Origin of the sequence: Streptomyces sp. NPDC088116 (assembly GCF_044741745.1) — a bacterium.
Classification (GTDB): Bacteria; Actinomycetota; Actinomycetes; order Streptomycetales; family Streptomycetaceae; genus Streptomyces.
Genome location: NZ_JBIUTF010000002.1, coordinates 602,839 through 626,219, shown reverse-complemented (window position 1 = coordinate 626,219; position 23,381 = coordinate 602,839). Strand labels below are relative to the sequence as shown.

At 69.9% G+C, this 23,381-nt stretch carries 16 protein-coding genes; 8 read left to right on the top strand and 8 right to left on the bottom strand.

All coding sequences use genetic code 11. The features are described from left to right. Positions 1-68 precede the first annotated feature (68 nt). Together ACIOJD_RS09060 and ACIOJD_RS09055 are read left to right on the top strand one after the other, a co-directional pair. A complete protein-coding gene (locus ACIOJD_RS09060; RefSeq protein WP_401910098.1) occupies positions 69-965 on the top strand; it encodes a LysR substrate-binding domain-containing protein in 897 nt (298 codons plus the stop codon). 313 nt (positions 966-1,278) lie between these two features. Continuing rightward, on the top strand, positions 1,279-1,944 hold the full coding sequence (locus tag ACIOJD_RS09055; protein WP_401910095.1) for a vancomycin high temperature exclusion protein: 666 nt from the start codon (positions 1,279-1,281) through the stop codon (positions 1,942-1,944). 170 nt (positions 1,945-2,114) lie between these two features. Here ACIOJD_RS09055 and ACIOJD_RS09050 read toward each other — a convergent pair whose 3' ends face one another. Beyond that, a complete protein-coding gene (locus ACIOJD_RS09050; RefSeq protein WP_401910093.1) occupies positions 2,115-2,816 on the bottom strand; it encodes an NADPH-dependent FMN reductase in 702 nt (233 codons plus the stop codon). Positions 2,817-2,891: 75 nt separating this feature from the next. On the opposite strand from ACIOJD_RS09050, the gene ACIOJD_RS09045 reads away from it, so the two are divergent. Next, positions 2,892-3,698, top strand: a complete 807-nt coding sequence (locus tag ACIOJD_RS09045) for an aminotransferase class IV (RefSeq protein ID WP_401910090.1) — start codon at positions 2,892-2,894, stop codon at positions 3,696-3,698. 439 nt (positions 3,699-4,137) lie between these two features. Beyond that, complete coding sequence (locus tag ACIOJD_RS09040; protein WP_401910087.1) at positions 4,138-4,422, top strand: hypothetical protein; 285 nt, start codon at positions 4,138-4,140, stop codon at positions 4,420-4,422. A 259-nt stretch (positions 4,423-4,681) separates the two neighbouring features. Here ACIOJD_RS09040 and ACIOJD_RS09035 read toward each other — a convergent pair whose 3' ends face one another. Continuing rightward, positions 4,682-5,461, bottom strand: a complete 780-nt coding sequence (locus ACIOJD_RS09035; RefSeq protein ID WP_401910084.1) for a sulfite exporter TauE/SafE family protein — start codon at positions 5,459-5,461, stop codon at positions 4,682-4,684. 379 nt (positions 5,462-5,840) lie between these two features. On the opposite strand from ACIOJD_RS09035, the gene nirB reads away from it, so the two are divergent. Continuing rightward, positions 5,841-8,390: a nitrite reductase large subunit NirB gene (gene nirB, locus ACIOJD_RS09030; RefSeq protein ID WP_401910083.1), complete on the top strand. Its 2,550-nt coding sequence runs from the start codon at positions 5,841-5,843 to the stop codon at positions 8,388-8,390. Then, positions 8,387-8,830: a nitrite reductase small subunit NirD gene (gene nirD, locus ACIOJD_RS09025; protein WP_401910081.1), complete on the top strand. Its 444-nt coding sequence runs from the start codon at positions 8,387-8,389 to the stop codon at positions 8,828-8,830. The genes nirB and nirD overlap by 4 nt, the downstream gene beginning before the upstream one ends. 64 nt (positions 8,831-8,894) lie before the next feature. Here nirD and rph read toward each other — a convergent pair whose 3' ends face one another. The 3 genes from rph to ACIOJD_RS09010 all read right to left on the bottom strand — a co-directional run bounded on the left by rph (position 8,895) and on the right by ACIOJD_RS09010 (position 14,645). Then, positions 8,895-11,603, bottom strand: coding sequence for a rifamycin-inactivating phosphotransferase (gene rph, locus ACIOJD_RS09020; RefSeq protein ID WP_401910078.1), 2,709 nt, complete (start codon positions 11,601-11,603; stop codon positions 8,895-8,897). A 325-nt stretch (positions 11,604-11,928) separates the two neighbouring features. Continuing rightward, complete coding sequence (locus ACIOJD_RS09015; RefSeq protein WP_401911657.1) at positions 11,929-13,254, bottom strand: endo-1,4-beta-xylanase; 1,326 nt, start codon at positions 13,252-13,254, stop codon at positions 11,929-11,931. 293 nt (positions 13,255-13,547) lie between these two features. Continuing rightward, on the bottom strand, positions 13,548-14,645 hold the full coding sequence (locus ACIOJD_RS09010; RefSeq protein WP_401911654.1) for an ArsR/SmtB family transcription factor: 1,098 nt from the start codon (positions 14,643-14,645) through the stop codon (positions 13,548-13,550). 588 nt (positions 14,646-15,233) lie between these two features. Here ACIOJD_RS09010 and ACIOJD_RS09005 point away from each other — a divergent pair. After that, a complete protein-coding gene (locus ACIOJD_RS09005; RefSeq protein WP_401910075.1) occupies positions 15,234-16,322 on the top strand; it encodes a tetratricopeptide repeat protein in 1,089 nt (362 codons plus the stop codon). 202 nt (positions 16,323-16,524) lie between these two features. On the opposite strand, the gene ppdK is transcribed toward ACIOJD_RS09005, so the two are convergent. Both ppdK and dusB read right to left on the bottom strand, forming a co-directional pair. After that, positions 16,525-19,263, bottom strand: a complete 2,739-nt coding sequence (ppdK, locus tag ACIOJD_RS09000) for a pyruvate, phosphate dikinase (RefSeq protein ID WP_401910073.1) — start codon at positions 19,261-19,263, stop codon at positions 16,525-16,527. Positions 19,264-19,669: 406 nt separating this feature from the next. Then, positions 19,670-20,875: a tRNA dihydrouridine synthase DusB gene (dusB, locus tag ACIOJD_RS08995; protein ID WP_401910071.1), complete on the bottom strand. Its 1,206-nt coding sequence runs from the start codon at positions 20,873-20,875 to the stop codon at positions 19,670-19,672. 52 nt (positions 20,876-20,927) lie between these two features. On the opposite strand from dusB, the gene ACIOJD_RS08990 reads away from it, so the two are divergent. Next, positions 20,928-22,400 (top strand): MFS transporter, encoded by a 1,473-nt coding sequence (locus tag ACIOJD_RS08990; protein ID WP_401910068.1) that lies wholly within the window; start codon positions 20,928-20,930, stop codon positions 22,398-22,400. Here the strand turns inward: ACIOJD_RS08990 and ACIOJD_RS08985 are convergent. Then, positions 22,367-23,302, bottom strand: coding sequence for a helix-turn-helix transcriptional regulator (locus ACIOJD_RS08985; RefSeq protein ID WP_401910066.1), 936 nt, complete (start codon positions 23,300-23,302; stop codon positions 22,367-22,369). The genes ACIOJD_RS08990 and ACIOJD_RS08985 overlap by 34 nt on opposite strands. Between the last annotated feature and the right edge of the window lie 79 nt (positions 23,303-23,381).

Below are 23,381 nucleotides of genomic sequence, written 5' to 3'. Positions count from 1 at the left end.
CAGAAGGCCGCGTTGCTCGATGGGCAACGTCCTTGGGATTGACAAGCGGGAACGAGGAGCAGATGGACGTGACGGGATCCGGGCTGCGGTACTTCCTGGAAGTGGCGCACATCGGCTCGATCGGCCAGGCGTCCGAGCGCCTGCATGTGGCGGCATCGGCGATCAGCAGGCAGATCGCCAAGCTGGAGCACGAAATCGGCGTGCCGCTGTTCGAACGGCGACCGCGCGGAATGGTGCTCAGCGAGGCCGGTGAGATACTCGCGGCCTACGCCCGGCGCAGCCAGCTCGAATCCGAGCAGATCCTCGCCGATATCCGCGGTCTCGGATCCTTGCGACACAGCACCATCAGGCTCGCCAGCTCGGAGGGATTCGCCCGGGATTTCCTCCCCGAAGCAATCGTCGCATTCCGCGAGAACTACCCGGGGGTGCACTTCCAATTGCATGTCACTTCGCCCGGGGGAGCCACTCAGGAAGTCCGTGACGGTAGCGCCGATCTGGCCATCACGTACAGCCTCGCGCCGGAGATGGATATTCGGGTCGAGTTCTCCGAGGCCCAGCCGGTGTACGCGCTGATGCCGACCGGCCACCCCCTCGCCGGGCGCGAGGAGATCTGGCTCGCCGACCTGCTCCCCTACCCGCTGGCGCTGATGGAACAGGGCACGACCCTCCGGCAGGTCTTCGACATCTGCGTCAGTCTGGAGGGGCTGGCATTCGAGCCCGCTTTCGTCAGCAACTACTCCGGCGCCCTGGAGAGCTTCGTACAGATGAAGGGCGGCATAACACTCGTGGGACATCTGACGATTCGGCGACGGCTGCACGCCGACTACGAGTTGACGGCCGTACCGATCAGAAATCCGGAACTGTCCCGCCGGACCGTCCAGATCCAGTCCATGGCCCGCCGGAACCTCCCCGCGGCCGTCTCCGCGTTCCTCGCCCATCTCATCGCGCACACGGAAGGGCCATGAGGCCGGGCGGCCCTGGCCCTGCCCACCCCCGGACCTCCAGCGCCACCGTCACCGTCACTGCCACCGCCACCGCCACTGCCACCGCCACCGCCACCGCCACCGCCACCGCGAACTGTTCGGCGGTCTCGATCGTCGTACAGAGCAGAACGGACGAGAGCGGAACGGAAATGGCCGGGAAAGCGGGATCCGGCCGAGGGGAACGGGACCGGGGAACATGCCACTGCCGAAGCTGTCGCGACCGCGCCTCACACTGCCGCGACGGGCGCGCCTGCCACGCCTGCGCGGGCCACAGCTACGCGTGCCACGGCCGCGCATGCCACGACTGCCGCGCACAAGACGTGGGCAGCGGCGCGCGGTGCAGGCCGTCATGCTGGGGTGCGCGCTCGCGCTGACGCCGGCGACGTGGATGTACGCGGTTGCCGACGACCGTGTCCGTACGGTCGCCGACGTCCCGGCCCGGGATGTGGCCGTGGTCTTCGGCGCCGGACTGCGCTCCGGCCAACCGTCGCCGTATCTGGCCCACCGCCTCGACGCGGCGGCGGAGTTGTACCGCGCGGGCAAGGCACGGGTGGTGCTGGTCACCGGGGACAACAGCCGCGAGGAGTACGACGAGCCGGACGCGATGCGGACGTACCTCGTCGGCCAGGGGGTGCCGGACGGGCGGATCGTCAGCGACTACGCGGGCTTCGACACCTGGGACTCGTGCGTACGGGCCAAGAAGATATTCGGCGTCGAACGGGCGGTGCTGGTGACACAGGGCTTCCATGTCCGGCGCGCGGTGGCGCTCTGCGAGGCGGCGGGCGTCGAGTCGTACGGCGTCGGGGTCGACGAGCGCCACAACCTGACCTGGTACTACGGCGGGGTACGGGAGGTCATCGCCGCGGGAAAGGCGGCGGCCGACGCCCTCACACGGCCGGACCCCCTGTTTCTCGGGCCGACGGAGACGGGCGTGACCGAGGCGCTGGCGGACGCTCCTTAGGCCCTGCCCGGCCGGGTCTTCGCCGGGCGGGCAGGGCCTGAGCGGCGACGGGGGACGAACTGGCCCGCGTAGAGGCGGGCGTACGCGCCTCTACGGCCAGCAGGCCGTCGTGTGCGCCCCGTTCGACGATGGAGCCGTCCTCCACGGGAGAACAGGTCGGGTCGGGCCGATCAACCCGCGTACGGACGAACGGACTTGGCGTCCCGCAGCGCCTGCCCCCACCAGGCCAGCTGGTCGAGCATCGTCTTGGCGGCCGCATCGCAGTCGGCGGGGTCCTTGTGACGGCCCTCGTCGTCGAAGTGGGCGCCCGCGTTGTGGAAGGAGACCGTGTCCCGCACGGTGACGGCGTGCAACTCCGCGAAGACCTGGCGCAGTTGCTCGACAGCGCGCAGTCCGCCGGAGATCCCGCCGTAGGACACGAATCCCACGGGCTTGGCCTGCCACTCGCCGTAGTGCCAGTCGATCAGGGACTTGATACCGGCGGGGAAGGAGTGGTTGTACTCGGGGGTCAGTACGACAAAGGCGTCCGCCTCGGCCAGCCGTGGGGTGACTTTGGCGAGTTCGGCCCGGACGGCGGGGTCCGGCTGGAAGGAGAGGGCGGTCGGCAGGTCCACCTCGGCCAGGTCGACCAGTGAGGTGGTGAAGTCCTGGCGCGCGGCGGCGTGGGAGAGGAACCAGCCGGAGACGACCGGACCGAAGCGGCCTTCGCGGTTGCTGCCCAGGATGACGGCGAGCTTCAGCGGCTCGGATGAGGATGCGAATGCGGAAGCGGAAGCGGAAGCGGCTGCGGAAGTGGCTGCGGAAGTGGAAGTGGCTGCGGAAGTGGCTGTGACGGCAGATTCGGCTGCGGATTCCCGCGTGGTGGTGTCCATGAGAAGAGCCTCATACCTCAACCATGATTGAGGTCAAGCCGCCAGATGAACCACGCACGCCATACGGTGAGGAGCATGACGACTGTTGCACCGAACCTGCTGATCGAGGTCGACGGCCGGCCCGTCACCGAGGCCGGTCTGCGACTCCGCGCGCTCGACACCTACGGTCACTTCACCGCCATGCAGGTCAGGGACTACCGGGTACGCGGTCTGGCCCTCCATCTCGACCGGCTGGACTCCGCGACCCGCGAGCTGTTCGGCGTGGGCCTGGACGGTGAGCACGTCCGGTCCCTGCTCCGGCACGCGCTCGGTGACGTACGTGACGCCTCGGTCCGCGTGTATGTCCACCGGCCGAACGAGACGGACGAGAGGGACGAGACGTCCGGCACAACTCTGATGGTGACCGTACGGCCGCCCGTCGCCATCGACGGCCGGGCGCAGAGCCTGATGTCGGTCCCGTACCAGCGCCCGGTCCCGCACATCAAGCATCTGGGCGGCTTCGCCCAGATCCACTACGGCCGGCTCGCCGAACGCGCGGGATTCGACAGCGCGCTGCTCACCGGTCGTGGCGGGGTGGTCGCGGAGGGCGCTATCGCCAATATCGCTTTCTGGGACGGCAGTTCGGTGGTCTGGCCGGATGCCCCGGTCCTGACGGGCATCACCATGGCGTTGGTCCATGCCTGTCTGCTGTCCGCCGGTCTCCCGTCGGTCCACCGCGAGGTCACCCTGGCGGACCTGGGCCAGTACCGGGCCGCCTTCGTCACCAACTCGCACGGAGTCGCCCCGGTGAGCCGGATCGACGAGACGGTCTTCCCGGGCGACGCGACCCTGCTGAAGACGGTGACGGAACTGTACGACGGGGTGGAGTGGGCCCGCCTGTGAGGGCGACCGACCTCTCGTCACCCGTTCAGCACGACGGTGGAACGAATCGCCGCCACCTTGCCGTACACGCCCGTGACCTGCGACAACAGCGGCTGTCACGTGCGACACGCCGACGCCGGTAAATGGATCTGATGGTGCATCAGCAGGCGCCGACGCCGAGCCGCGCTTTATCTCGGAGGTGACGGATCCCCCAGCCGCCTCGGAGGACGCTCTATGCGCACGATTGCCCGCCTGCTCACCTCTACCGCACCGGCGTCCGCTTGGATAGCCCTGGCCTCCGCGAATGCGACCGGGGCCGTCGCGGAGGTATCGAGACACTGGAACAGTCTCCCTACGACCGCGCGCCCCGGCGACCCCCGTCACCGTCAACACCAAGGCCCGCGGCCTGGACGGACACGGGAAGTGCTTCCTGGAAGCTGTCGACGCGGCGAAATGGTGAGTGGATCCCGGTACGTGCGGGGAGGCCGTCGTCGGAGAGTGCCGACCGCCGCCCGCCCGGCCCTGTACGTACGGCATCCGCGCGACGTGTGAGAACGGCAACGAGGCCACCGGCGATCTCACCATGGGGTACGCCGGGCCGAGGAGCCGGATGAAGACCGGGGTCGGTGGCACCACCGCCTCCGACACCACCCGGATCGCGGCGGGCACGGCTGTGACGGCCGTGCCCGCCGTCGGCGGGACCCGGCTCCTGCGTCGCCGGGCGAGCGGCGCGCAGGGCAGCTGACGGGGCCGGTATCCACCGCGCCTCGGTTCCGCCCCGCGTCCCCGTCCCCGTCACGCTCGTCGCTGATGGGGGCGGGGAACCTTCATGTGGACCGCCGCGATCACCCGCGATCACCCGCGATCACCTGGACCGCCGCACTCCTCCGTGCCCCCGCCGTTCATCCGAGCCCACGTCACTCGTCCCGGGCTCCCGCCGCTCGTCCCGGGCCACCGCCGCTCGTCCCGGGCCACCGCACGCGTCTTGGCCTCACGACCGGCGATCACGCCGTCCACTGGTCGAACGCCAGCTTCGCGACCAGCGAGAACACCACCACCAGCAGCACCCCGCGGACGAACTCGCTGCCCTTCCTGAGCGCCGTCCGCGCGCCGAACATCCCGCCCGCCAGATTGAACACCGCCATCAGCGCGGCCAGTTGCCACAGCACCGTGCCCTGATAGGCGAACATCGCGAGCGCCCCGGCGTTGGTGCAGACGTTCACGATCTTGGCGGTGGCGGAGGCGGTCACCAGATCCAGGTGGAGTACGGCGGTGAGCGCCAGCACCAGAAACGTTCCCGTACCGGGCCCGAACAGCCCGTCGTAGAAGCCGATCCCGCCGCCGACCAGCACGATCGCCGTGACCGTACGCGCCCGGGTGACCTGGCCGCCCGCCTGCGTCCGGCCGAAGGCGGGCCGCAGCATGACGAAGGCCGCCACTCCCAGCAGCACCACCATGATCACGGGCCTCAGCAGTTCGCTGCTGATCCCGGCCGCGAAGAAGGCACCGCCCATCGATCCGGCGAGCGCCGCGAGCCCGATCCGCACGGCCGCCTTCACATCGACCGGAGCCTTGCGCGCATAGGTCACCGCCGCGCCCGTGGTGCCGACGATGGCGACCGCCTTGTTGGTGCCGAGGATGTACGCGGCGGGCAGGTGCGGCAGCCCGAGCAGCATCGCGGGCAGGAGCAGCAGCCCGCCACCGCCGACGACGGCATCGATCCAGCCCGCCGCGGCGGCGGCAAGGCAGAGCAGAACGAGCACGGTCAGCGATATCTCGGGCATGATCACGAGCTTATGGACGCGATGAGTGCCCCGCCCATGTAACCCGGGAGTCTTGAGCAACGCCTGAGGTTGCGGTGGCGGCTGAGGCAATCCGTAGACGCCGTGGCCGAGTGAGCCCGAAGTCCCGTCCCATCCCCGTCCCCTCCCCGTCCCCTCCCCCTCCCACCTCCCTCCCATCCGGCGGCCCCTGCCGGCCCCCTCACATCCCCGGCGGCCCCGTGCTGAGGGCAGCGTTCCGTGCGGGAAACGGTGGCGATGCGGACGGGTAACAGCCGCCGCGCACGCTTCCGGACATGGCCCCACGATGAGCCGTCCCGCCCGCCACCGCGCTGCCCCCCACTCCCCCGATTCCCCGATCTCCCCGATGGAGGCTCCTGAGATGCCCACTCCCACGATCGTGGTCGTCGGCCACGGCATGGTCGGCCAGCGGTTCCTGGAGGCCCTCGCCGAACGGGGTGTGACCTCACGGGCGCGGGTGGTGGTGCTCTGCGAGGAGCCGCGTCCCGCCTACGACCGGGTACGGCTGACCTCGTACTTCTCCGGCAGTACGCCCGATGATCTCGCCCTCGGCGAGCCGGACTTCCTGACCCGCCATGGTATCGAGCTGTATCTGGACGACCCCGCCGAGAGCATCGACCGCGCCGCGCGCACGGTCACCTCCCGGGCCGGGCTGACCTTCGCCTACGACACGCTCGTACTGGCCACCGGCTCGTATCCGTTCGTACCGCCCGTGCCCGGCCAGGACGCGACCGGCTGCTTCGTCTACCGCACCATCGAGGATCTCCTCGCGATCGAGGAGTACGCGATGACGGCCCGTTCGGGCGCGGTCGTCGGCGGCGGGCTGCTCGGGCTGGAGGCGGCGGGCGCGCTCAAGGGGCTCGGGCTCGACACGCACATCGTGGAGTTCGCGTCGCGCCTGATGCCCGTCCAGGTGGACGACGGCGGTGGCGCGGCCCTGCTGCGCACGATCGAGGACATGGGCCTGACCGTCCACACGGGCGTGGGCACGCAGGAGGTGACGACGGACGCCGGGGGCACGGTCACCGGCATGGCGCTGTCGGACGGTTCGGCCCTCGCCACCGACCTCGTGGTCTTCTCGGCGGGCGTACGGCCCCGGGACCAGCTCGCCCGGGACGCCGGCCTGACGGTCGGCGAGCGCGGCGGCATAGCGGTCGACGAGCGGTGCCGTACGTCCGACCCCGCCGTGTTCGCGATCGGCGAGTGCGCGCTGGCGGCGGACGGCCGCGTGTACGGGCTGGTGGCGCCCGGATACGAGATGGCCACCACCGTCGCCGATCTGCTGGCCGACGGCGGCGCCGACGCCGTCGACAAGGGCTTCACCGGAGCCGACCTGTCGACCAAGCTCAAGCTGCTCGGGGTGGACGTGGCGTCGTTCGGTGACGCGCACGGCGCCGCCCCCGGCAGCCTGGACGTCGTCTACTCGGACTCCCGCTCCGGTGTCTACAAGAAGCTGGTGGTGGCCGAGGACGGCACCCTGCTCGGCGGTGTCCTCGTCGGCGACGCCGAGTCGTACGGCATGCTCCGGCCGATGACCGGCTCCGTACCGCCGGTCTCTCCCGAACACCTGGTGCTGCCCTCGGGCGCGGGAGCACCGGTCGAACTCGGCCCGTCCGCCCTCCCCGACGACGCGGTGATCTGTAGCTGTCACAACGTCAGCAAGGGCGCGATCCTGGCCTGTTCCTCGCTGCCCGAGGTGAAGAAGTGCACCAAGGCCGGTACGGGCTGCGGGAGTTGCGTGAAGGTCGTCGGCCAGCTGCTGGCGGCGAACGGCTCCGGCCCCGCCGACAAGGGGCTGTGCGGCTGCTTCCCGTACACCCGGAGCGAGTTGTACGAGATCGTCCGCACCCTGCGCGTCACCACGTACGCCTCGCTCCTCGACTCGCACGGCCGCGAGGGGGCGCGCGGTGGGGACGGCTGCGAGATCTGCAAGCCGACCGTGGGCTCGATCATCGCCTCGCTGGCACCGGCGCTCGGGGTGAGCGGCTATGTCCTGGACGGTGAGCAGGCCTCCCTCCAGGACACCAACGACCACTTCCTGGCGAACATCCAGCGCAACGGGTCCTATTCGATCGTGCCGCGTATCCCCGGCGGTGAGATCACCCCGGAGAAGCTGATCGTGATCGGCGAGGTGGCCCGGGACTTCGGCCTCTACACAAAGATCACGGGCGGCCAGCGGATCGACCTGTTCGGCGCGCGGGTGGACCAACTGCCGTTGATCTGGACCCGGTTGGTGGACGCCGGATTCGAGTCGGGACACGCATACGGAAAGTCCCTGCGGACGGTCAAGTCCTGTGTGGGGCAGACCTGGTGCCGCTACGGCGTGCAGGACTCGGTCAAGATGGCCATCGATCTGGAGCTGCGCTACCGGGGCCTGCGCTCGCCGCACAAGCTGAAGTCGGCGGTGTCGGGGTGCGCGCGGGAGTGCGCGGAGGCGCGCGGCAAGGACTTCGGTGTGATCGCCACGGCGAACGGCTGGAACCTGTACGTCGGTGGCAACGGCGGCGCGGACCCGCGCCACGCGGACCTGCTCGCCCAGGATCTCTCGGACGCCGAACTGGTGCGGCTGATCGACCGGTTCCTGATGTTCTACATCCGTACGGCCGACCGGCTGGAGCGCACCTCCGCCTGGCTGGAGCGGATCGAGGGCGGGCTGGACCACGTACGGGACGTGGTGGTCCATGACTCGCTGGGGCTCTGCGCGGAGCTGGAGCAGCTGATGGCCGCGCATGTCGACGCGTACCGCGACGAATGGGCGGAGACGATCAACGACCCGGAGCGGCTGCGCCGTTTCGTCTCGTTCGTCAACGCGCCCGACGCGCCGGACCCGTCGGTGAAGTTCGTACCGGAACGCGATCAGGTCAAGCCCGACCTGGTATTCCTCACGCTGGAAGGGGCGACCGCCCGATGAGCACAGAGCCGAGCACGCAGATGAGCACCACGACGTTCTCGCCCGGCACACTCGAAGTCCTGCTCGGCGTTCCCGCAGGCGCGACCGGCACCGAAGGCCCTCAAGGCACCGGCGACGGCGGTGGCGAGGAGTGGTTCGCGGTGTGCGAGCTGTCCTCGCTCACTCCGGGCCGGGGTGTCGCGGCGCTGCTCCCGGACGGCCGCCAGGTGGCGGTGTTCCTGGACCGTGCGGGACACCCGTACGCGATCAGCAACCGCGATCCGTTCTCCGGTGCGCAGGTGTTGTCGCGCGGGCTGACCGGCACCCATGACGGGCGGCCCTTCGTCGCGTCCCCGCTGCTCAAACAGCGCTTCGACCTGGCGACGGGGCAGTGCCTGGACGACGACGAGGTCGCCGTCCAGGCGTACGAGGTACGGGTCAGGGTCCCCGTTTCGGCGTAACGCCGGGGCTTTCACGGATAGGGCCTCCCGGTGTCCCGGTGGGGCCGGTCACGGCGGGATTCGCTCAGGGCAGGATCTCGACGTACCCGTCGGATCCGTGCACGCGGATCCGCTGCCCGTCCCGGATCAGCCGGGTGGCCCGCTCCACGCCCACGACGGCGGGCAGGCCGTACTCCCGGGCGATCACCGCGCCATGGGTCATCAGGCCGCCCACCTCTGTCACCAGGCCCGCGACCGCGACGAACAGCGGCGACCAGCTGGGGTCCGTGAAGGCCGTGACCAGGATGTCGCCCGATTCGAGATCGGCCTCCGCCATGTCAAGGATGACGCGGGCCCTTCCCTCGACGGTCCCGGCGGAGACCGGCAGGCCGGTCAGGGCACCGGCCGGCACACCGTCGCGCCGGTACGCCCCGGTCACGGCCTCACCGTCCGAGGTGAGCACCCGGGGCGGGGTGAGCGCGTGGTACGAGCGGAACGCGTCCTTGCGCCGCTGGATGAGCTGGTCATCCACCCGGTTCGCGCGCACGACGTCGTGGAGTTCCTGGAACGTGAGGTAGAAGATGTCCTCCTTCCCGGGAAGCACGCCGGACCGCACGAGGCGCTCGGCCTCCTCCAGCAGGGCCCGCTTGTAGACGAAGTAGCGGCTGACGATGCCGTACTTCGGGTACTCCCGGTATCCGATGAAGGTTCTGACCCGGTCGATCATCCGCTTGGCCTCGTCGGCCTTCCGGTCCCCGTCCGGCAGGGCCCGCAAGCGTGACAGCACGTCCTGTTCCTTCTTCCGCGCCTTCTGCCGCCCCTGCTCGAAGCGCCGCCCGGCGGCGCCCGGTTCGAAGTTCCTGACGTTGTCGAGGATCACGGGCACGAGGGTGCTGGGGCGCTCGCGCCAACGTGGTCTCGTGATGTCGATCTCGCCGACGCAGCGCATGCCGTACCGGCCGAGGTACGCCTCCATGGCGTCGCGCGCCTCGGTTCCGCCCGCGAGCTTCGCCAGCTCGTCCAGGAAGGCTTCGTCCTCGCTGTACTCGACGCCCCGCAGGAACGCCACCACCTCCGGCCACGGGCGGATCACGTCCGCGACGTCGAGCAGCGCCAGTCCCATCTCCGACGTGACGTTGCCGGGGGCGGACAGCGTCAGCGTGTCGGCCGCGTTCTTCTCGCCCAGCCACTCGTGCAGCTTGTCGTTGAGCCACCACGTGGCCTCCATCCCCGCCGTGATCGCCTGAAGGCTCAACGGATCGCCGAGGGCCCGCTTGTGCTCCTCGAAGGCCTCCAGCAGGAAGTCGAACAGCGCCGGTCCGCTCTTCGTCCGGATGTCGCACTCCAGGGCGGCGACGGACATCCGGCTGCGCTCGATCAGCTCGGTCACGATGGCCGGATCGGTCTCGACGGGGGCGGACGCACCGTGTCCCGGCGGCCCGGCGGGACGCTCGTCCGGGAGTGACGGCACGAAATCGTCGCGGTCGAGGACGGTCTCCAGAGCGTCCCTGGTCAGCGGATCGCCTCTCCCCATGACGTCCAGGAGGCCGGCGCGGCTCGCGGGCGAGGCCAGCCGCCGGGTGACGTCGACGAACAGCCTCCCGCCGGCCTCGTGCATCGGCGCCATGGCCGTCAGCCGCCATACGGAGAGCCCCAGGGGCTTCATGGGGTCGGTCATCATCTGCCCATGACCGACGGAGACGTAGACGCGATTCTCTCGGTCGCCGGTCCCGGGAATGTCGCCGGTCCCGGGAATGTCGCCGGACCCGGGGATGTCGCCGGACCCGGGGATGTCGCCGGTCCCGGGGATGTCGCCGGTCCCGGGGATCGGGAACAGCGTCGTGATCGGCCGGCTCTGAACGATCTGGAAGCCGTCATCGTCCAGGCACCATTCGATGTCCTGCGGGCGGCCGAAGTGCGCCTCGATCGCCCGCCCGAGCCGCACGAGCCGTACGGCCTGCGCATCCGTCAGCGCCGGCTGCTCCTGGCGCCGCGAGTCGATCGCCACTTCCCTCGTACCGCCGGCGGGCAGGGCGTGAACGGCACGCTGTTTCGCGGCGATCTTCTTGGCGACGACTTCGCCGTGTCGCACCGTGAAGACGTCCGGGTTCACCAGGCCGGAGACCAGGGCCTCGCCGAGGCCGAAACCGGCGTCCACGGTGGCGACCTTCCGGTTGCCCGTGACGGGATCGGCCGTGAACAGCACACCGGCCGCGTGCGGGAGGACCATCCGCTGCACGACCACGGCCATGTGGACCGTACGGTGGTCGATTCCGTTCCGCCGTCGGTAGGTCACGGCCCGCTCGGTGAACAGCGAGGCCCAGCACCGGCCGATGTGCTGGAGGATCGCCGTCGGCCCCACGACGTTCAGGTACGTGTCCTGCTGGCCGGCGAAGGAGGCCGTCGGCAGGTCCTCCGCCGTCGCGCTGGACCGGACGGCGTAGGCGGCCTGCTCGCCGAGCCGGGCGAGCACGCGGGTGATCGCCGCCGCGAGATCGCCAGGGACGGCGATCTCTTCGATGGTCCGACGCATCCGCGCGCTGAGCGTGCGGATCGCCTCCCGGTCCTCCGGGTCCACGCGCGACAACTGATCGTGCAGATCGCCGATCGACGGCGCCTGCGCCTGCGCCTGCGCCATAATCCGCCGGAAGGCGGCCGTCGTCACGCAGAACCCGGCCGGCACACGGATGCCCTCGATCCGCGACAGCCCGCCCAGGTGCGCGCCCTTGCCGCCGACGACCGCGACCTGCTTCTCGTCAACCTCTCGAAGATCCCGCACGTACTGCTCGGTCATCGCGACACCTCCGAGCCGAGCACCCGCGACTCCACTGCCGGTCCCACCACTGTTCCGACTGGTCCGACTGGCTCTCCTGGTTCAACTGGCTTTACCGGCTCTACCGGCTCTACCGGCTCTACTGGTTCGACGTCACCGCGTCCCCCATACGTCACCGACAACGCACGCACGTCGGGCCCCATTTCCGCTGGTTGTGGCATCGGCCGACGATTCTGCGCCGTGACCCGGGTCTTGCGGCAAGCCCCCCGGCGCGCTATACGTTGAGAGTGGCAAGGAGAGAGTTCTCCTTGCCTTTGTCATGTGTCGTCCGATGGAGCGCCACGGCCTACGCCGTGGTGCAGGCGGCACCGTTCAGGGTGAAGGCGCTCGGGGCGGTGTTCGCGCCGCTCCAGGCACCGTTGAAGCCGAAGGTGGCCGATCCGCCGGCGGCGATCGCCCGGTTGTGGGCGGCGTTGACGGCGGTGACCTGGGTGCCGGACTGGCCGACGGTGGCGTTCCAGGCCGAGCTGACGCTCTGGCCCGAGGGCCACGTCCACTTCAGCGTCCATCCGTCGATCGCCGAGGAACCGGTGTTCCTGACCGTCACACCGGCGGTGAAGCCGGTGTTCCACTGGCTCTGTACGGCGTAACTCACCGCGCAGCCGGTGACCGGCCCGGGATCACCACCGCCACCGGTCCAGCCGAGGGCTTCCGCGATGCCATAATACGCGGGCTTGGGCTGGAAGTTGGCGTCGTACGGGGTGGCCGCGCCCTGGCCGGGGAAGACGTCCGGGATCCAGGAGTCGGAGTCGGTGAAGCCCCAGACCGTGACGCCCTTGCAGCGCGTGACGGCGAGGCAGGCGCTGGTGACGGCCTTGAAGTCGGCTTTCTGCTGGGCGAGTTTGGCGTCGGTGGCCGGGAGCGTCATCCGGATGTCGAGTTCGGTGATCGCGACATCCACCCCGAGGTCCGCGAAGCGCTGGAGATTCGCCTGGAGCGTGGACGGCACCTGCCCGAGGATCAGATGGCCCTGGAACCCGACCCCGTCGATCGGGACGCCCTGTGCCTTGAGCCGCTGGACCAGGGAGTACATCCCGTTGCTCTTGGCGCCCGTACCGTCGGTGTTGTAGTCGTTGATGTACAGCTTGGCGGCGGGATCGGCGGCGCGCGCGGCCCGGAAGGCGTCGGCTATGTAGGACTCTCCGAGCTGCGTGTAGAACTTGCTGGCCCTCATCGTGCCGTCTTCGTTGAGCGGCTCGTTGACGACGTCCCAGTGGTCGATACGGCCCTTGTAGCGGGCGACCTCGGTGGTGACGTGACCGGTCGTGATCGTGCGCAGTTCGGCGTCGCTGAAGGTGCCGTTGGCCAGCCAGTTGGGCATCTGGCTGTGCCAGACGAGCGTGTGTCCGCGCACCTTCTGCCCGTGGGCCTCGGCGAAGTTCACGATGCCGTCGGCGCCCGCCCAGTTGAAGCTCCCCCGGGTCGGTTCGACCGCCCCCCACTTCATCTCGTTGCCGGGCGTGATCGAGTCGAACTGGGCGCCGGTGACACTCCCGTACGTACCGGTCAGCTTCGACCCGGTGACGGCGGTGCCGTAGTACTTGCCCTTGGCGGTGGCGAGATCCCGCAGGACGGGGTCGGCCGCGTGCGCCGGGGCGGCGAGTCCGACCATGGCGACGGCTACGGCGGTCAGGGCGGAGACGGCTGTCGCGATGCGGGCCGTCACGGCGCGGGCCGTCACGGCATGAGCGGTCACGGCGTCAGCGGTCGCGGCATCACCGGTCGCGGCCCGGGGGCGGGCGGCTCTGGATAAGGCGGGAAGGTTCCTCACGGTCGTCCCTCTCTCTCCTGGGAGCAGCCGGCTCTCCTGGGAGCCTGACTCTCCTGGGAGCAGCTGGAGTTTCGGAAAGTTGACTGAAAGTTTCGAGGACGCTGCTCGGAAAATAGAGGCACGCGTGGGGTTCGTCAACGGACGTGCGCGCAGCCTCGCAGCAGGGCGGCGCCTAGCGGGGTCAGCGTGTGCAGAACGGCGTTCCCGTTCCGCAGGGTGACGACCAGCCCCGCTTCGCGCAGGACGCACGCGTGCTGACTGGCCGAGGCGAGGGACACGCTGGTCCTGCGGGCCAGTTCACTGGTCGTACAGCCGTGTTCGATGGCCTGGAGGACGGCCGAGCGGGTGTGACCGACGAGCCGGCCGAGCGAGGGTCCCGCCCGCTCCGCGACCGCGGGCCCGTCGGAGTGGGTGATGGGGTAGACGAGGACGGGCGGCCGTTCCGGGTCGCGGTGTTCGCGGTGGACCACCGCGGTGGAGCGGCAGAAGAAGGACGGCTGGAGGAGCAACCCACGTCCGTCCAGGCGCAGTTCGCGATCCACCGGATAGTCGGCCTCCAGCACCGGGGAGCGCCAGCGCAGCATCGGCGGCAGGGTGGAGAGGAGGGCGTCCGCGCCGCCGTCGAGCAGGGCCCGGCCGCGCAGCGCGCGGTCCGCCTCGGCTCGGGCGCGGAGGTACGGCCAGTACGGCTCGACGGCGGCCCGGTGGTACGTACGCAACACCTCGACGAGGCGGGCGAGCCGCCCGGTGCCGCCGTCGGTGAACGCGGCGAGGGTGGCGAGCCGCCTGCCCCTGCCCGGACCCGGGTGCCCCGGGCCCGTCCTCCCCGTACGGGCTCTGCCGCCGGCGACCAGGGAGAGTTCGGCGTGGATCCGCTCCGGCGGGGTGGCCCGGACCGCCTCAAGACCCGCCTCAAGGCCCGCCGCGCCGCCCGACTCCAGGCCGGACGGGCCGGACGTACGGGCCGTCTCCAGGCGGGCGCCGCGGCCGGACAGTCCCGGACCCGGCGTCAGGAAATCGGGGAAATAGCCGCGCTGCGGAACGAGCGCGGAGAGGAGCGCCGTTTCACCATTCAACCGGGCACGCGTTTCCCTGCGCCATTCACCGAAGACGAGCGGACCCCGCCGATCCCTTATTCGATGAAAGCTGAGAATCGTTTCCCAGAGCGGGTCGGGACCGGCGGCCATCCTGACCCCGCCGAGATCCCTGCCCGTGAAATGAATACGCAGCATCGAAATTCCCATCTGTGCCAGCCACTTCCATGCCCCGTGTCCCAATCGAAGAGTATGCATGCCATCACAGGTGGTTACCACGGTGTTTCGGCCACAGTTGAAACGGGTCGCGGCGGTGCGCTCCGAAGCGAAATGCTGTACAGCGTCGGACATGAAACCTGAACGACCGAATGGCTCGGTGAAGGCCGTGGGGGGCTTTGCCGACCGCCGGCGGCGGTCGATGACGGTGGCGGCTCGATGTCCGGCCCGCGTAATGGAGCGCGGCCCGTTGGGTGGGGATCCACGGGTCGCGCTCCGAGGCCTGTCCAATTCAGCGAGTCGGCCTTGCGAGAGACGAAAAGGCGACAACACACCGTGCCCGTGGCCGAATACACCGTTCCCGCGGCCGGGAAACCGACTCCCTCGTACGACCTGCTGATGACGATGGAACCTCGTGTAGCACTCCTGGGGGACGCCACAACCCCGTACGCGGAGGGATTCGCCGCCCCCTCCCCACCCCCTAGCTTCGTGATCAAGGCAGCGGCGACCGGTCGGCGCAGCAGGGGACGGCAACCGGTCGGGCGCGCACGATCAGGAGGCCACCCGGACATGTACAGCAAGGCATTCGCTCCCGAATACCAGGGCGAACTGAGGACCGTACTGGGCGTGAACTCGTCGTACGAAGAGGTACTGACGGCGGCGGGCGAGGTACTGCGCACCGCCGTCACCCCGCTGGAACGGGCCCGTGCCTCGCTGGCCGTGGGCGAGGCCAACCGGCGGCTCGGCCGGGTGGACGAGGCCGGCGCGGCATGGCGCGAAAGCTACCGGAGCGCCCGGCAGGCCGAGGACCGGGGCGCCATGGCCTGGGCCCTGTGGAGCGGCGGCACGCTCGCCCGCCAGTGCGGCACGCTGCCGCTGGCCCGCCGCCTGCTGGCCCACGCCGTGAAGCTCGCGGCCGGCAGCGGCGACCGGATCGTGCACGGCTACTCCCTGGCCGGACTCGCCGAGACGGGCCGTATCCAGGGCGATTACGAGGCGGTCGCCGCCATGCATGAGGAACTCCTCGCCCAGGCCAGGGCGCACGGCGAGGCACGGCACATCGTCTGGGCGCTGTCCGGCATCGCCCAGATGCACCGGAACACCGGGGCGCTGGACTCGGCGCTGGAGATGTTCGAGGAGTCCGTACGGATAGCCACCGACGGCGATGACGCGCGGGGCCGCGCCTGGTCGCTGCGCGGCGTCGCGGACGTCCTGTCCGCCCAGGGGCACACGGAGCGCGCTCTGGCCCTGCTGTCCGAGGCCGAGGCCATCTGTTCCCGTATGGACCTCACCAGTGCCCACGCGTACGCGCACAAGATGCGTGGCAACGTCCTCTACCGGGCGGGGCGTTACGCGAGCGCCCGGGATGTGTACACGCAGGCGCTGGTGGAGTTCCGGGCCATCAACGAACCGCGCGGCGTGGTGCTGTCGCGGCTGGGGCTGGTCAAGTCCCTGCATTTCCTGGGGCGTTCGGCGAAGCTGACGCGGCGCGACCTGGACGAGCTGGAGCGCGAGGTGGACCGGATCGGGCTGGGGCACGCCGGGAAGATGATCGGGATCTTCCGGTCGCAGCTGTCGGAGTACGACGCCCAGCTGTCGGAGTACGGGACCGGCCCGTCCGAGTACGAGACCGGCCCGTCCGAGTACGCCGCCGCGTAAGCGGGTTACGCGACGGCCCGGCACCCCGTAAAGCGGCCCGGCGGCCCGGCGGCCCGTAAGCGAACCGGCAGTCGTGGCGAAGGGACGGGCACCCCGCACAAAGGCACCCGCCCCTCCCATGTCCCGGAGCCGCCCGCCGCATCACCGAGGTGAGGGCCAAGGTGACCCGGCGACGGCCGCTCCGGCGTCCTACCGGGCGGCGTTACCGCGAGTCGCTCCCGGTCGACTCGGCCGCCGCGCGACCCGCTTCCAGCCGGGCCACCGGGATCCGGAAGGGCGAGCAGGAGACGTAGTCCAGGCCCACCTCGTGGAAGAAGTGCACCGACTCCGGGTCACCACCGTGCTCGCCGCAGACGCCCAGCTTCAGACCGGGCCTTGTCGCGCGTCCCGCCTCGACCGCGCTCCGTACGAGCGAGCCGACACCGTCCCGGTCGATCGTCTCGAACGGCGAGACCCCGAAGATGCCCTTCTCCAGGTACGCGGTGAAGAAGCTCGCCTCCACGTCGTCGCGGGAGAAGCCCCAGACGGTCTGGGTGAGGTCGTTCGTACCGAACGAGAAGAACTCCGCCGCCTCCGCGATCTGCCCGGCGGTCAGCGCGGCGCGCGGCAGCTCGATCATCGTGCCGAGCGCCAGCTTGAGTTCGACGCCGGTGGCCTGCCGTACCTCCTCGATGACCTGCTCTGCCTCGTCGCGGACGATCTCCAGCTCCTGGACCGTACCGACGAGCGGGATCATGATCTCGGCACGCGGGTCGCCCTTGGCGTTCTTGCGCTCGGCCGCCGCCTCCGCGATGGCCCTTACCTGCATGGCGAACAGCCCGGGGATGACCAGCCCGAGCCGTACCCCGCGCAGACCGAGCATCGGGTTCTGCTCATGGAGCTTGTGCACGGCCTGGAGGAGGCGCAGATCGTTCTCGTTGTGGTCCTTGCGCGACTCGGCGAGCGCGACCCGTACGGACAGCTCGGTGATGTCGGGCAGGAACTCGTGCAGCGGCGGGTCGAGGAGGCGGACCGTGACCGGCAGGCCGTCCATCGCCTCGAACAGCTCGACGAAGTCCTTCTTCTGGAGCGGCAGCAGGGCACCCAGTGCCTCTTCCCGCTCGTCGTCGGTGTCGGCGAGGATCAACTTCTCAACCATCGTGCGACGTTCGCCGAGGAACATGTGCTCCGTACGGCACAGCCCGATGCCCTGGGCTCCGAACCGGCGGGCGCGCAGCGCGTCCTCGGCGTTGTCGGCGTTGGCGCGCACCCGCAGCCGGCGGCAGCGGTCGGCGTACGCCATGATCCGGTGGACGGCCTTGACCAGCTCGTCGGCGTCGTCGGCGCCCGCGTGCATCCGGCCTTCGAAGTACTCCACGACGGGCGACGGGACGACCGGGACCTCACCGAGGTAGACCTTGCCGGTCGAGCCGTCGATGGAGACGACGTCGCCCTCCTCGATGACGGTCCCGCCCACGGTCAGCCGGCGTGCCTTGGTGTCGACCTCCAGCTCCTCCGCGCCGCAGACACAGGTCTTGCCCATGCCACGGGCGACGACGGCGGCGTGCGAGGTCTTGCCGCCGCGCGAGGTCAGGATGCCCTCGGCGGCGATCATGCCGTCCAGGTCGTCGGGGTTGGTCTCGCGGCGGATGAGGATGACCTTCTCGCCGGACCGGGACCACTTGATGGCGGTGTACGAGTCGAAGACGGCCTTGCCGACGGCCGCGCCGGGCGAGGCCGCGATACCGCGCCCGAGGAGCGTCCGCGCGGCGTCCTCGTCGAAGCGCGGGAACATCAGCTGGGCGAGCTGGGCACCGTTGACGCGCTGGAGCGCCTCGGCCTCGTCGATCAGCCCCTGGTCGACCAGCTGGGTGGCGATCCGGAAGGCGGCACCGGCGGTGCGCTTGCCGACACGGGTCTGGAGCATCCACAACTGGCCGCGCTCGATGGTGAATTCGATGTCGCACAGATCCCGGTAGTGCGTCTCCAGGGTCTCCATGATGCCCATGAGCTGGTCGTACGACTTCTTGTCGATGGTGGCCAGTTCGGCGAGCGCCACGGTGTTGCGGATGCCCGCGACGACATCCTCGCCCTGGGCGTTCTGGAGGTAGTCGCCGTACACGCCCTGGTGTCCGCTGGCGGGGTCACGGGTGAAGGCGACGCCCGTACCGGAGTCGGGGCCGAGGTTGCCGAAGACCATGGAACAGACGGTGACGGCGGTGCCGAGGTCGCCGGGGATGCGCTCCTGACGGCGGTAGAGCTTGGCCCGGTCGGTGTTCCAGGACTCGAAGACGGAGCGGATCGCGAGATCCATCTGCTCGCGCGGGTCCTGCGGGAAGTCGCGGCCGGCCTCACTGGAGACGATCTTCTTGAACCGCTTGACCAGCTTCTTGAGGTCGGCGACCTCCAGATCCACGTCGGTGGCGGCCTTCTTGGCCTGCTTGGCCTCCTCCAGCGCCTCCTCGAAGAGTTCGCCGTCGACGCCGAGCACGGTCCTGCCGAACATCTGGATCAGCCGGCGGTACGAGTCCCAGGCGAAGCGCTCGTCACCGGACTGGGTGGCGAGTCCGGTGACGGAGGCGTCCGAGAGGCCCACGTTGAGGACGGTGTCCATCATGCCGGGCATGGAGAACTTGGCGCCGGAGCGTACGGAGACGAGCAGCGGGTCGTCGGCCTGGCCGAGCTTCTTCGCCATCTTCGTCTCGAGGGCGTCGAGATGGGCGCTGACCTCTTCGCGCAGGGCGGCCGGTTCCGTGCCGCTGTCGAGGTAGATGTTGCAGGCCTCGGTGGTGATGGTGAAGCCCGGGGGGACGGGCAGCCCGAGGTTGGTCATCTCGGCGAGGTTGGCGCCCTTGCCGCCGAGGAGGTGCTTCAGATCCTTGTTGCCCTCGGTGAAGTCGTAGACGAACTTCTCGCGCTCGGGCGCGGGGGTGGCTGCGTGGGGACCTTTGTTTTCCGGCACGGGTCTCGACTCCTCGAGGACGCGGTGGCTGCCCTGACGGCAGGGAACATACCCAGATCAAAGGTGGCTGGGTACGTCCACTTGACCGTCATACGGCCTTAACCACCCGTCCGCCACCAGATCGAAAGTGGCCCCTGGAGAGGCGGCGGTTCGCGACTCCTTCACTCCTCGAAGCGGGCATGACTCGCACATGACCAAGTTCGCTCAGACGAGCGGAGACATCGACGTCCGCGTTTAAGACTTGAACACAGAAGGGGTGGCACTGCGTGCCACCCCTTCTGGAGGTACAGCCAGGCATGCTCCGCTCATCTGAGTTGACGATCGATCAAACGTGGCGAGAATCACGCCCTCGAATGGCCGCGTGCACCCCTCGATTCCAGAATCTGGACCAGGACTGCGCGTGCGCTCACCCGCCCGAGGTGTCCAGCTCGGCGTCGGCACCGATGCCCGCGCAGTCGTACGGGTCCTTGAGCCAGCCGTCCGGCAGGACAACCCGGTTGTTCCCCGACGTACGCCCGCGCGGCCCGTCCGCGCCCTCCGGCCACGGCTGGTCCAGATCGAGCCCGGCCATCAGCTCGTCGAGTTCGGCGAGGGACGAGGTGATCGCCAGCTGCTTGCGCAGCTGCGAGCCGACCGAGAAGCCCTTCAGGTACCAGGCCACGTGCTTACGGAAGTCGATCACCCCACGGGCCTCGTCCCCGATCCACTCCCCCAGCAACTGGGCATGGCGCCGCATGACCCCGGCGACCTCGCGCAGCGTGGGCCGCGCGGGCGCCCCCGTACCTTCGAAGGCCGCGACCAGGTCCCCGAAGAGCCACGGCCGCCCCAGGCAGCCGCGCCCCACGACCACACCGTCGCAGCCGGTCTCGCGCACCATCCGCAGCGCGTCGTCCGCCGACCAGATGTCGCCGTTGCCGAGCACCGGGATCTCCGGGACGTGCTCCTTGAGCCGTGCGATGGCGTCCCAGTCGGCCGTGCCGCCGTAGTGCTGGGACGCGGTCCTGCCATGCAGCGCGATCGCCGTCACGCCCTCCTCGACCGCGATCCGCCCGGCGTCCAGATAGGTGATGTGGTCGTCGTCGATGCCCTTGCGCATCTTCATCGTGACGGGCAGGTCCCCGGCGTTGGAGACGGCCTCGCACAGGATCGCCCGCAGCAGCGGCCGCTTGTACGGGAGCGCCGAGCCGCCGCCCCTGCGGGTCACCTTGGGCACCGGGCAGCCGAAGTTGAGATCGATGTGGTCGGCCAGCCCCTCGTCCACGATCATCCGGACGGCCTTGCCGACGGTGACCGGGTCCACTCCGTACAGCTGGATCGAGCGCGGCGTCTCGGTCGCGTCGAAGTGGATCAGCTGCATGGTCTTCTCGTTGCGCTCGACCAGCGCCCTCGTGGTGATCATCTCGCTGACGAAGAGGCCCTTGCCACCGCTGAATTCCCGGCACAGCGTACGGAAGGGCGCGTTGGTGATCCCGGCCATGGGTGCGAGCACCACGGGCGGCCGGACCTCGTACGGGCCGATCGCGAGCGGGGCCGCCGCTGCGGTCACCGGTGCGGACGTCGCGGCGGTCTGAGAGGCATCGGGGCTGGCGAGCGTGGCGAGTGGAGCGGTCATCCGCCCATTGTCGCGCACGACAGGGTTCATTAGTTAGTCGTACTATCAATGAATGTCCGAGCTCAGCCACCGACGGAAAATGCTGGTTCTGGCGATCTGCTGCATGAGTCTTCTGATCGTCAGTCTGGACAACACCGTCCTCAACGTCGCCCTGCCCTCCATGCAGAAGGAACTGCACGCCTCGGTCTCCGGGCTGCAATGGACGATCGACGCGTACACCCTCGTCCTCGCCTCGCTGCTGATGCTCGCGGGCTCGACGGCCGACCGGATCGGCCGACGACGGGTCTTCAAGGCCGGGCTCGTCATCTTCACGCTCGGCTCGGCGCTCTGCTCGCTCGCGCCGAACCTCGAATCACTGGTCGCCTTCCGCATGGTGCAGGCCGTCGGCGGCTCGATGCTCAACCCCGTCGCGATGTCGATCATCACCAACACCTTCACCGCCCCGCGCGAGCGCGCCCGCGCCATCGGGGTCTGGGGCGGCGTCGTCGGCATCTCGATGGCGGCGGGGCCGCTGGTCGGCGGGCTGCTGGTGGACTCGGTCGGCTGGCGGTCGATCTTCTGGCTCAACCTCCCGATCGGGCTGGCCGCCCTCGTACTGACCTGGCGGTACGTCCCCGAGTCCCGCGCCCCGAAGCCCCGCCGCCCCGACCCCGTCGGGCAGTTGCTGGTCATCGGTGTCCTCGGCGCGCTGACCTACGCGATCATCGAGGCGCCCTCGGCCGGCCTGACCTCCCCGCTGATCATCTCCTTCGCCGCCGTCGCCGTCCTCTCCCTGACCGGCCTGCTGCTGTACGAACCGAGGCGCGCCGAGCCACTGATCGACCTGCGGTTCTTCCACAGCGCGCCCTTCAGCGGGGCGACGGTCATCGCCGTGTCCGCCTTCGCCGCGCTCGGCGGATTCCTCTTCGTCAACACGCTCTACCTCCAGGACGTACGGGGGCTGTCCGCGCTGAGCGCCGGGCTCTACATGCTCCCGATGGCGGCCATGACCTTCGTCTGCGCCCCGCTGTCGGGCCGGCTGGTCGGCAACCGCGGGCCCCGCCTCTCCCTGCTGATCGCCGGAACCGCGATGACGGTGAGCGGAGTGCTGTTCGCGGCCTTCGACGCGGAGGCGACCACCGCGCTGATGTTCACCGGCTATGTGCTGTTCGGCGTCGGCTTCGGCATGGTGAACGCGCCGATCACCAACACCGCCGTCTCCGGCATGCCCCGCTCCCAGGCGGGCGTCGCGGCGGCCGTCGCCTCCACCAGCCGCCAGATCGGCCAGACGCTGGGCGTCGCCGTGATCGGCGCGGTGCTGGCGGGCGGGGTCACGGCCGCGGCGGGCTCGGCCCCGTACCGGGCCGGATTCACGGACGCGAGCCGCCCGGCCTGGTGGATCATCACGGCCTGCGGTGTCTGTGTCCTGCTGGTGGGCGCGCTGACCAGCGGCGACTGGGCCCGGCGGACGGCGCTCCGGACGGCGCGGCGTCTGGAGGAGCCGTCTACGGCTCAGGCGGTGACGGGCACCGACTCCAAGGCCTGAGCGGACGGGCGAGCCGGTGCCTGTGCTGATGTCCGCGCCAACGCGTGAAGCCGGTCGAGGCGGAGCCGGGACTCCTCGTCCACGGGAACGTAACTGACCAGCCGGGGGCCGGAGGAGGGCCCGAGCCAGAGGTTGGTGTGCTCCAGGCTGAGCCCGCCCACATGGGCGTTGACGAAACGCTTGGTCCGGTCCCCGACGGGCGCGACCACCTCGTGCCGCTCCCAGATCTCGCAGAACTCGGGCGAGGCCGCCCGCAGCCGCCCGAGCAGCGTCTTCCAGGCCGGCTCGGCGAGGTGCTCGGCCATGGCGGAGCGGAACTTGCCCGCCATGGTCCGGATCGTCTCCTGCCGGTTGGCGAGCGCGGCCCGCCACTCGTCGTTGGTGAACGCCAGCCACATGCAGTTGCGGTCCTCGGGCGGTATCGCGTCCAGGTCGCACATGAGCAGCCCGTACGTCCGGTTGTACGCGAGGATGTCGTACCGCGAGTTCTGCACGCAGGCCGGGAACGGCTCCAGCCGCTCCAGCATCGCCCGCAGCGCCGGAGTGATGGTGGGGCACGGCGTGCCGGGCGCGGGATCGGTGGCCGCCGCGAGCGCGAACAGATGGGCGCGCTCACTGCGGTCGAGCAGCAGCGCACGGGCGAGGGCGTCGAGCACCTGGGCGGAGACCTGGATGGAACGAGCCTGCTCGAGCCACGTGTACCAGGTGACCCCGACGGCCGACAGCTGAGCGACCTCCTCACGCCGCAGCCCGGGAGTACGCCGCCGGGCACCCCGCGCAAGCCCGACCTGCTCGGGCGTGATGCGCTCGCGCCGACTACGCAGGAAGGCGGCCAGTTCATGCCGCCGGATGTCGGTCTCCCGCTCGCGCAGGCTCGCGGGCGAGGTCACAGTCGTACTCATGACTTCCAGCGTGCCGCACGAGCATAAAAACGAACAACTGCTCCCCTGGGGCGCCCGTCGTCAGCGACCGTGTACGGGA